The 9,652-nt window shown below is 70.8% G+C and carries 7 protein-coding genes; 5 read left to right on the top strand and 2 right to left on the bottom strand.

What is annotated here, in order from left to right:
• Positions 1-223: 223 nt before the first annotated feature.
• The gene (locus RWO33_RS16835) at positions 224-1,060 is read left to right on the top strand and encodes an NAD-dependent epimerase/dehydratase family protein (protein ID WP_314106296.1); all 837 of its coding nucleotides are present in this window, start codon (positions 224-226) and stop codon (positions 1,058-1,060) included.
• A 28-nt stretch (positions 1,061-1,088) separates the two neighbouring features.
• Here the strand turns inward: RWO33_RS16835 and RWO33_RS16830 are convergent, their stop codons facing one another.
• Positions 1,089-3,188, bottom strand: coding sequence for a glycosyltransferase (locus tag RWO33_RS16830; RefSeq protein ID WP_314106294.1), 2,100 nt, complete (start codon positions 3,186-3,188; stop codon positions 1,089-1,091).
• A gap of 95 nt (positions 3,189-3,283) precedes the next feature.
• Between RWO33_RS16830 and mrcB the strand changes: the two genes are divergently transcribed.
• The 4 genes from mrcB to tsaB are packed head-to-tail and all read left to right on the top strand — an operon-like array spanning position 3,284 to position 9,083.
• Positions 3,284-5,722, top strand: a complete 2,439-nt coding sequence (mrcB, locus tag RWO33_RS16825; protein WP_314106297.1) for a penicillin-binding protein 1B — start codon at positions 3,284-3,286, stop codon at positions 5,720-5,722.
• Between the two features lie 23 nt (positions 5,723-5,745).
• Positions 5,746-6,276, top strand: coding sequence for a tetratricopeptide repeat protein (locus RWO33_RS16820; RefSeq protein ID WP_314106292.1), 531 nt, complete (start codon positions 5,746-5,748; stop codon positions 6,274-6,276).
• Positions 6,277-6,327: 51 nt separating this feature from the next.
• A complete protein-coding gene (locus RWO33_RS16815; protein ID WP_314106291.1) occupies positions 6,328-8,373 on the top strand; it encodes an ATP-dependent DNA helicase in 2,046 nt (681 codons plus the stop codon).
• Positions 8,374-8,378: 5 nt separating this feature from the next.
• Positions 8,379-9,083 (top strand): tRNA (adenosine(37)-N6)-threonylcarbamoyltransferase complex dimerization subunit type 1 TsaB, encoded by a 705-nt coding sequence (tsaB, locus tag RWO33_RS16810; RefSeq protein WP_314106290.1) that lies wholly within the window; start codon positions 8,379-8,381, stop codon positions 9,081-9,083.
• A gap of 4 nt (positions 9,084-9,087) precedes the next feature.
• Here tsaB and RWO33_RS16805 read toward each other — a convergent pair.
• Positions 9,088-9,652: energy transducer TonB (locus RWO33_RS16805; RefSeq protein ID WP_314106288.1), on the bottom strand; the 565-nt coding region annotated here is incomplete at its 5' end.

Genomic DNA, 9,652 nt, shown 5'->3' with positions numbered 1-9,652 from the left:
AGCGCTGGCTGGCCATCGGCAGCGAACGCCTCGGCCGCGGCGACGTGCAGTTCGCGCAGGAAGCGCTGCGGCAGGCGGCGCGCTGGGGCGTGCCTGACACGTCGGCCGACTACCTGGCCCTGCAGCAGCGCCTGCGCGATGTCGACGCGCTGCGCTGAGCGGTGCGGCGCGGCACGCCGGGTGGGTCCGTTATAGTGCGCGCTTGTTTCCTTGAGGAGGTGCCATGACGGTCCTCGTTTCCGGCGCCACCAGCCAGATCGGTCGATTCCTGCTGCCACGGCTGGTCGACGCCGGCGTACCGGTGCGTGCGCTGAGCCGGCATCCGCAACCGGCGCAGCCCGGGGTCGAATGGCAGGCGGCGGACATGCGCGCGTTGCCGGTGCCCGCGCAGGCGCTGCAGGCGATCGTCAGCTTCGCGCCGCTGGATGCGTGGGGCGACTGGCTGGCGCGCCAGCAGGTTGCGCCGGCGCGCAGGATCATCGTCACCAGCTCGATGAGCGTGCTCACCAAGCAGGGATCGGCGCAGCCAGACGAACAGGCGCTGGTGGCCCTGCTGCAACGGGGAGAGCGCAACCTGGCCGAGCAGGCCGAACGCCTGGGAATGCAGTGGACCGTGCTGCGGCCGACCCTGGTGTATGGCGCGGGGCTTGATCGCAGCCTCACCCCGATCGTGGCGCGCGCGCGCCGCACCCGCGTGTTCCCGATCCCGATGGCGCATGGCCTGCGCCAGCCGGTGCACGCCGACGACATCGCGCTGGCGGTGATGGCCGCGCTGCAGGGCGATGCCGCGGCCGGGCAGACGCTGCAGATCGGCGGTGGCGAGCGGCTGGACTACCAGCAGATGTTCCAGCGCGTGCATGCCAGCATCGGCACGACCACGCTGCCGCTGTATGTACCGGGCGTCGCACTGCGCCTGCTGGCCGCGGCCGCGCCGCGCGCGCGCGGGCCGGTGTCGCGCCTGGAACAGGACCTGGTGGCCGATAACACCGCACTGGCTGCCACGCTGGGCGTGCACCCGCGGCCTTTCACCCCGACCCCGGATACCTGGCGACCCCGCTAGCGGCGGGGTTCCATCCGGCCGGCTCCCGTCACTCCAGGAACACCCGGCGTACCGTGGCCTGCGCGGCGTCCAGCGAAAAATGCTGCTGCACGTTGCGCAGCCCGGCCACCGACAGGCGCTGCCACAGCGCCTCGTCGCGATACAGCCGCACCACTGCCGCGGCGAAGGCGTCGGCGTCATCGGCGATGAGCACATCGTCGCCATTGCGCAGGTGCATGCCTTCGACCGCGCACGTGGTCGCCACCACCGGCTGCCCATGCGCCATGCTCAGGTTGACCTTGCCCTTCACGCCCGCGCCGAACCGCAGCGGCGCCACGGCAATGCGGACCTCGTCCATGTACGGGGTCACCACCGGCACGAATCCGTGGATCTCCACGCCGGGCTGGCGTGCCGCCAGCGCCTGCACGACCGGCGGTACGTCCGCGCCGATGCAGTGGAAGCGCACCTCCGGCAGCTGCGCGCGGATGCGCGCGAAGACATCGCCGATGAACCACTGCATCGCGTCCACGTTCGGCGGATGGCGGAAACCGCCCACGAATACCAGGTCACGGCGCGCGCTCCAGGGCGCGCCCGCACCGGCAACCTCGTGCAGGTTGGAGATCAGTTCCACCCGCACCGCTGGCGCGTCCACCTGCAGCTGCGCGCGCTCGGCGTCGCTGACCAGCACGGTGACGTCGCTGCCGGCCATCACGGCCAGCTCCCGCGCGCGCGTGCGTTCGGCATTGCGCAGCAGCCCGGCATCGCCGGCCAGTTCGGCGCCGCGGCGTTCGCGCAGGTAGTGCAGGTCGACGGTGTCGAACACGCGGCGCGCCTGCGGGGCGTAGCGGCGCAGCAGGGGCAGGCACTCGCTGGCCACGTGGTGGCGCACCATCATCGCCACGGCGAAGCGCGGACCGTGTTCGCGCAGCCAGGTGCCGACGCCTTCCAGGTACGGCGCGTACCAGACTTCCACCCCCAGCTTCTGCAGGGCCTCGGTGGCGGCACCGCCATGTTCGCGCCGGGTCGGCACGAACACCACGTGCGCGCCTTCGGCCAGCAGCATGCGGATCAGGTTGTACTGGCGCAGCGAACCCGAATCGCGGTCAGGCTGCGGGACCAGTTCGTCAAGGATCAGGACCTGGCGCTGCCGGCGGTGCAACAGCGCAGGCGTGGGCACGCTGCCGGGCGCCGGGTGGTCGGCCAGCACCGGCGCCCACTTTGCGGCGAACACGCCGCGATTGCGCACCTGGTAGGCCTTGATGCCGCTGCCGGTATCGGTGCCGTTGCTGGTGCCTTCGTCGTGCACGACCCGGCTGGCCGGCTGCACCAGCACGCGGTGGCCGGCGGCGCGCACCGCGAACGCCAGGTCGGTGTCTTCGTAATAGGCGGGGCGGTAACGGGTGTCCAGGCCGCCCAGCTGGTCCCACAGCGCACGGGGCAGCATCAACGCCGCGCCCGAGCAGTAGTCGGCATCGCGCAGCGCACTGTAGCGCGGGTCGTCGGGCGACTCGAAGCGACCGTAGCTCCACGCACTGCCATCGCTGAACACCACGCCGCCCGATTCCTGCAGGCGGCCATCCGGATACAGCAGCTGCGAGCCGACCAGGCCCGCCGCCGGGGTGGTCCCGAAGGTCTCCAGCAGGGCGTCCAGCCAGCCCGGTTGCGGCACCGTATCGTTGTTGAGCAGGACCACGTAGTCGCCGCGCGAGCGTGCCACGCCGTCGTTGCAGGCCTCGATGAAACCGCCATTGGCGGCGCGCACTTCGTAGCGCAGGCCCTGGACCTGCGGCATCCACTGCACGGTCTCATCGCTGCTGCCGTCGTCCACCACCAGGATCTCGCAGGCAACCTGCGGCGGGTGGGCGGCCAGCGCCCGCAGGCAGGCCAGGGTGTGCGCGGCGTGGTTGTACACCGGGATCACAATGCTGACCCGCGGTTCAACGCTGGAAGGCACTTCGAACGGCGCGAAGGCCTCGGCCGGCGGCAGGTACAACGGTGCCCGCTGGGGCGGCGGCAGCGACCGGGTGTGGACCCGTATGCGCTGCCAGGTGGCCTGCCAGCCCCGGGTCCGCAGGCTGGCCACGCTGCGCCGGAACAGGCCGATCATGCGGTTCAGTAAGTAGCGTAGACCGGCCAAGGATGTCGACATCCCGTTACAACTCCAGCTAAGCGGGGAAAACCGGGGGACACGCGCGCCACCATGGCTGCGATAGACTCGCCGGACTTTTACATTCTTGCATGCCCGTGCCCCGACGCTACGATTCCGACGACATCGACGAGTTCGAAGACGACACCGAAAGCCGGTCGCCGCTGTGGCGCCGCCGCCTGGTCACCGCAGCGATGGCGGCGGTGGCGCTCGCGCTGGGCTTCCTGATTCCGTACACCGTGTACCTGAACACCCAGGTCACCCAACGCTTTGGCGAACTGCGCTGGCAGATTCCCACCCGCGTCTATGCGCGGCCGCTGGCGCTGGCGCCGGGCGTGGCGATGGATGCGCAGACCCTGAAGACCGAGCTGGCCGCCTCGGCGTACCGCGATGACGGAACCGGCAAGTCGCCGGCCACGTTCAGCCAGGAGGGCGGTCGCTTCATCGTCTCCAGCCGCGGCTACAACGATGTCGATGGCAAGGTGGCGCCCCGCCGCATCGAGCTGAGCCTGTCCGGTGGGCAGGTCGCCTCGCTGCGCGATGCCGACAGCCGCAAGGCGCTCAAGGCCGCGCGGCTGGATCCGGCGCGCATCGCCACCCTGTACGGACAGAAGCAGGAAGAACGCCGGCTGGTGCGGCTGGAGGACACCCCGGAACTGCTGGTCACCGGCCTGCAGGCGGTCGAGGACAAGGACTTCAACCGCCACCACGGCATCGACCTCAGCGGCATCGCGCGCGCGGTGTGGGTGACCGTGCGTTCCGGTGGCCAGAGCCGGCAGGGCGCGTCGACGCTGACCCAGCAGCTGGCCCGCAGCGGCCTGCTCGGGATCGGCAAGGAACAGACCGTCACCCGCAAGTTCAATGAAGTGCTGTACGCACTGATCATGGAAGCGCGGTACGACAAGCGCACCATCCTCGAGGCCTACCTCAACCAGGTCTACCTGGGCCAGCGCGGCAGCCAGGCGATCCACGGCATGTCCTCCGGCGCCGAATTCTGGTTTGGCCGCGACCTGTCCTCGCTCAACACCGAACACATCGCATTGCTGATCGGGCTGGTCAAGGGCCCGTCGTACTACGATCCGCGGCGCAATCCCGAGCGCGCGCTGGACCGCCGCAACTTCGTGCTCGGCAAGCTGCATGAGAACGGCCTGATCGATGACGCCGAGCTGCAGCGGGCGCTGAAGGCCCCGCTGGGCGTGCCCAAGACCCCCGGCCTGATCGCCGCAAACCGGTTCCCCGCGTACGTCGACCTGGTGCGTCGCCAGCTCGGCCACGACTACCCGGAAGCGGTGCTGCAGGGCGCCGGCCTGAGCGTGATGACCGGCATGGCCCCGTCTGCGCAGGCCTACGCCGAAGGTGCGGTGACCAAGACCCTGAAGTCGCTGGAGAACAAGCGTCGCCCCGAGCTGCAGGCCGGCCTGGTGCTGACCGACGTGCACAACGGCGACGTGCTGGCCGTGGTCGGCAGCCGCGACGTGTCCGAACCGGGCTTCAACCGCGCCATCGAAGCGCAGCGCCAGGTTGGTTCGCTGCTCAAGCCGTTCGTCTACCTGCTCGCGCTGGCGCAGCCGGACAAGTACTCGCTGGCCAGCTTCGTCGATGATTCGCCGGTGACGGTGCAGCTCAGCCGCGGCAAGCGCTGGACCCCGGGCAACGCGGACAACCGCAGCCACGGTACCGTGCGCCTGATCGATGCGCTGGCCAACTCCTACAACCAGGCCACGGTCCGGGTGGGCATGCAGGTAGGCCCGGAGCGGGTCACCCAGCTGATCAACGTGCTGGCCGGCCTAAAGGCGGAAAGCAATCCGTCGGTGATCCTGGGCGCGACCGACCAGAGCCCGTATGCGATGGCCCAGCTGTACCAGTTCCTGGCCTCTGGCGGCGAAATCCAGCCGCTGCATGCGGTGCGTGGCGTGCTCGACCCGCAGGGCAAGCTGCTGAAGCGCTACGACAAGACCCCGGCGCCGGCGCAGGAAGGCGACTCGATCGCCGCCAACCTGATCAGCATCGCGCTGCAGCAGGTGGTCTCCAGCGGCACCGCGCAGCGGCTCAACGCCGACGGCCTGGCGCGCCTGCAGGCGGCCGGCAAGACCGGTACCTCCAATGACGGTCGCGACAGCTGGTATGCCGGCTACACCGGCGACCACCTGGCCGTGGTGTGGATGGGCAACGACCAGAACGCGCAGACCGGACTGTTCGGCGCCACCGGCGCGATGCGGGTCTGGTCGGGCATCTTCAGTCGCCTGCCGAGCGCGCCGTTGAAGGTCAGCAACAAGGGCCTGGACTGGCAGCCGGTGGAAGCCGGTGGCAGTGCCGCCACCGACGACGCCTGCCCGGGCGCGCGCCGGTTCCCGTTCGTGGTTGGCTACGCGCCGGCCTATTCCGCCTGCGTGGCCCCGACCGCATTGCCGGAAGGCGAGGGCGTCGAGGGCAGCGAAGGCGGTGGCTGGCGCAGCTGGTTCGGGCTGGACAGGAAGCCCGACGCGCCGGCCGAACCGGCCCAGGCCGCACCTGCGGCAACGCCCCCCGCTCGATGACCCGCAACCCAAGGCAGGCCTCCATGACCACGTCCCGCACCGCTCTCCGTACTGCTTCCGTGCTCGCGCTCGGCATCGCGTTGTCCGCCTGCATGTCGACGCCGCCGCCGGTGAAGCCGCCGGTGGATACCACCACGCCGGCCCAGCGCATGGCCGCCGTGGACGCCAGCGCCGGCAAGGACGACAAGGAGCTGGACGTGCAGCCGCTGCGCGATGCCGCCGTCGAAGACCTGCGCGTGGCGGCCCGGGCCAAGCGCCAGGCCAATGACCTGGCGGGCGCCGCGGAGGCGCTGGACCAGGCGCTGCAGATTTCCGAAGGCGACCCCTCGATCCTGCAGGATCGCGCGGAAATCGCCCTGCTGCAGGGCGACTGGGCTGCAGCCGAAACGCTGGCGCGCAAGTCGGTGGAGCTGGGTTCGAAGACCGGTCCGCTGTGCCGCCGCCATTGGGCCACCATCGAACAGGCGCGCCTGGCGCGCGGCGAGAACGAAAACGCGGTGTCCGCGCATGCGCAGCTGGAAGGCTGCACCGTGCCGGGCATCAAGCGGTACTGACGGTACCGCGGCGGGGCAGAGCCCCGCTCGACGGGCGGGTATCATTACGCCATGTCCCGCCTTGCCCATGCCAGCAGCGAAGCCCTCAGCGAGGGTGGAACGCTCGCCAGCCAACTCGATGCGTTCGTCGCGCGACCGGCGCAGCTGCGCCTGACCACCGCGATCGCCGAGGCCTTCGACCAGCGCGAGGTGCTGCTGGCCGAGGCTGGCACCGGCACCGGCAAGACCTTCGCCTACCTGGTGCCCGCGCTGCTGTCCGGGCTGAAGACGATCATTTCCACGGGCACCCGCGCGCTGCAGGACCAGCTGTACCACCGCGACCTGCCGCGGGTGCGCGCGGCACTCGGGACCGGGCACAGCAGCGCGCTGCTCAAGGGCCGCTCCAATTACCTGTGCCGCTACCGCCTGCAGCAGGCGCGTGGCGAGCCGCGGTTCACCTCGCCGCAGGACGTAGCGCTGTTCCAGCGCATCCTGGCGTGGTCGGGGCGCACCCGGTACGGCGACATGGCCGAACTGGAAGCACTGCCCGACGATTCGCCGCTGTACCCGATGGTGACTTCCACGGTCGACAACTGCCTGGGCACCGAGTGCCCGTTCTGGCACGACTGCTTCGTGGTCCAGGCCCGGCAGCGGGCGCAGGCGGCCGACGTGGTGGTGGTCAACCACCACCTGCTGCTGGCCGACCTGGCGCTCAAGCAGGAGGGATTCGGCGAGATCCTGCCGGGTGCGCAGGCGTTCGTCATCGACGAAGCGCACCAGTTGCCGGAGCTGGCCGCCGCGTTCTTCGGCGAAGGATTCGGCATGCGCCCGTGGCAGGAACTGGCCCGCGACTGCCTTGCCGAAAGCCGCAGCGTGGCCGGTGCCCAGGCCGCGCTGCAGGCGCACGCCGGCGCGCTCGAACAGACCCTGCGCGAACTGCGCACGGCGATGGACGGGCTGCCGGCGCGCGGCACCCAGTGGCGCGCGCTGGCCGTACCGCAGGTACGCGACGGCTTCGATGCGGCGATGAGTGCGCTGACCGGATTGCGCGACGTGCTGGACGGCGTGCGCACGACATCGCCGGGGCTGGATGCATGCCATGCGCGGGCGCTGGAGGCGGTGTCGCGGCTCGCGCGCTGGCTCGGCGACGATGCCCCGCTGCTGGACTTCGACGCCGACCCCGAACAGGCGCCCGCAGCAGCAGAGGTGCTGTGGTACGAGCTGACCCCGCGCGGCTTCCGCTGCCAGCGCACGCCGATGGACGTGTCCGGGCCGCTGCGTGAGCACCGCGAGCGTTCGATGGCGGCCTGGGTGTTCACCTCGGCCACGCTGACGGTGGACGGGCAGTTCGCGCATATCGCCCAGCGGCTGGGGCTGGACGATCCGATCACCCTGCTGCAGCCCAGTCCGTTCGACTGGAGCCGACAGGCGCTGTGCTACCTGCCTGCCGGCCTGCCGGATCCGGCCGCGCGGGGTTTCGGGACGGCACTGATCGGCGCGCTGACACCGGTGCTGGAAGCGTCCGGCGGCCGCGCGTTCCTGCTGTTCGCCTCGCACCGCGCGCTGCGCGAGGCCGCAGAGGCGCTGCGCGATGCGCCGTGGCCGCTGTTCGTGCAGGGGGAGGCGCCGCGCGCAACGCTGCTGCAGCGTTTCCGTGACTCGGGCAATGGCGTGCTGCTGGGTTCTGCCAGCTTCCGCGAAGGCGTGGACGTGGTTGGCGATGCACTGAGCGTGGTGGTGATCGACAAGCTGCCGTTCGCCGCGCCCGACGATCCGGTGTTCGAAGCGCGGCTGGATGCGATACGCCGCGACGGCGGCAATCCGTTCCGCGACGAGCAGCTGCCGCAGGCGGTGATCGCGCTCAAGCAGGGCGTGGGCCGGCTGATCCGCAGCGAGACCGATCGCGGCGTGCTGGTGCTGTGCGATCCGCGGCTGGTGAGCCGGGGCTACGGCCGTACCTTCCTGGATTCGCTGCCGCCGTTCCGGCGTACCCGCTCGCTGGACGATGTGCGCGGCTTCTTTGCGCCACAATGGGGCATCGACACGGCCGACGTCCCGGAGGCCCCGGTGGTCGCTGCGGCGCCGCACGACGATGTCTTTCCCACTTCCCTGTTCTGACCTCCATGAAACTGCTCGCCTTTGAAACCGCCACCGAAGCCTGTTCCGTTGCCCTGTACGTGGACGGGCAGGTGCATGAGCGCTTCGAGATCGCGCCGCGCCGGCACGCCGAACTGAGCCTGCCGTGGGCGGAGGCGCTGCTCGCCGAGGCCGGGCTGGCGCGCTCGCAGCTGGATGCGATCGCGCTCGGGCGCGGACCGGGCGCGTTCACCGGCGTACGGCTGGCGATCGCCATCGCCCAGGGCATCGCGCTGGCGTTGGACCGTCCCTTGATTCCGGTATCCACCCTGCAGGTGCTGGCGCTGCGCGCGCCGACCGATGCCACCCACGTGCTGGCCAGCATCGATGCGCGCATGGGTGAGGTCTACGTGGCCCGGCAGGTGCGCGTGGGCGGGCAGTGGCAGCTGCAGGGCGAGGAACAGGTGTGCGCGCCGGAAGCGGTGACGTTGCCTGACGGCAGCCGCTGGTTCGGGGTGGGCACCGGGTTCGGCGCGGCCGAAGGCGTGCTGGCGACCCGGTTGGCCGATCAGCTGGACGGTGTCGATGCGCAGGCCCTGCCGCGCGCATCGGATCTGTTGACCCTGGCAGTGCCGATGTTCGAACGCGGCGAAGCGCTGGCCCCGGAGCTGGTCGAACCGGCCTACCTGCGCAACAACGTGGCCTTGACCCTGGTCGAACAGCAGGCCGCGCGGGCGGCTAGACAGGGGTAACTGGTCACCGGTCGTCGCGCAGTTCCCCGCCCGGCGAAAACACCCAGGTCCGGGTCACCTGCAGGATGTCCACACCGTCATCGGTCTTCGGCAACGGCGGGAACGGCTGCGCCAGCCGGACCACCCGCAGCGCGGTTTCGTCCAGCAGCGGGGTACCGCTGCTGCGCAGGATGCGGCTGCTTTCCACGCTGCCGTCGCGGCGCACGCCCACGGTGATCACCACCTGGCCGCCGAGCCGACGCTGGCGCGCCTCATCCGGGTAATTCAGGTTGCCGACCCGTTCGGCCCGGTCCACCCAGGCGCGCAGGTAGTTGGCGTAGGCGTACTCGCGCGTGCTGGCCGAGACGAACTTGCGGTTCGGGCGCTTGGCGTACTGCGCCGACCGCAGGTGAACTTCGGCGGCCAGTCGCGCCATCTCCGCGTCGCGCTGCTCGCGCGCGGTCGGGGCGGCATCCGGCTGCGGGGTGTCCGGCAGTGGCTGCGTCTGAGCCTTGGCCACCTGGTCGGGAGTGTTGCGGCTGGCCACCACCCGCGCCTGTGGCGGCGGCGGTCGCGCTGCATCCTGGCGC

It is taken from the genome of uncultured Stenotrophomonas sp., assembly GCF_963519925.1.
Classification (GTDB): Bacteria; Pseudomonadota; Gammaproteobacteria; order Xanthomonadales; family Xanthomonadaceae; genus Stenotrophomonas; species Stenotrophomonas maltophilia_AE.
Note: the sequence above shows the minus strand (reverse complement) of the source record. Positions and strands in the feature narration are given on the sequence as shown.

Bases quoted from the DNA above. Each gene is read 5' to 3' on its own strand.
- RWO33_RS16835 (WP_314106296.1), top strand. From the start codon at position 224: ATGACGGTCCTCGTTTCCGGCGCCACCAGCCAGATCGGTCGATTCCTG.
- RWO33_RS16830 (WP_314106294.1), bottom strand. From the start codon at position 3,188: ATGTCGACATCCTTGGCCGGTCTACGCTACTTACTGAACCGCATGATC.
- RWO33_RS16820 (WP_314106292.1), top strand. From the start codon at position 5,746: ATGACCACGTCCCGCACCGCTCTCCGTACTGCTTCCGTGCTCGCGCTC.
- RWO33_RS16815 (WP_314106291.1), top strand. From the start codon at position 6,328: ATGTCCCGCCTTGCCCATGCCAGCAGCGAAGCCCTCAGCGAGGGTGGA.
- tsaB (WP_314106290.1), top strand. From the start codon at position 8,379: ATGAAACTGCTCGCCTTTGAAACCGCCACCGAAGCCTGTTCCGTTGCC.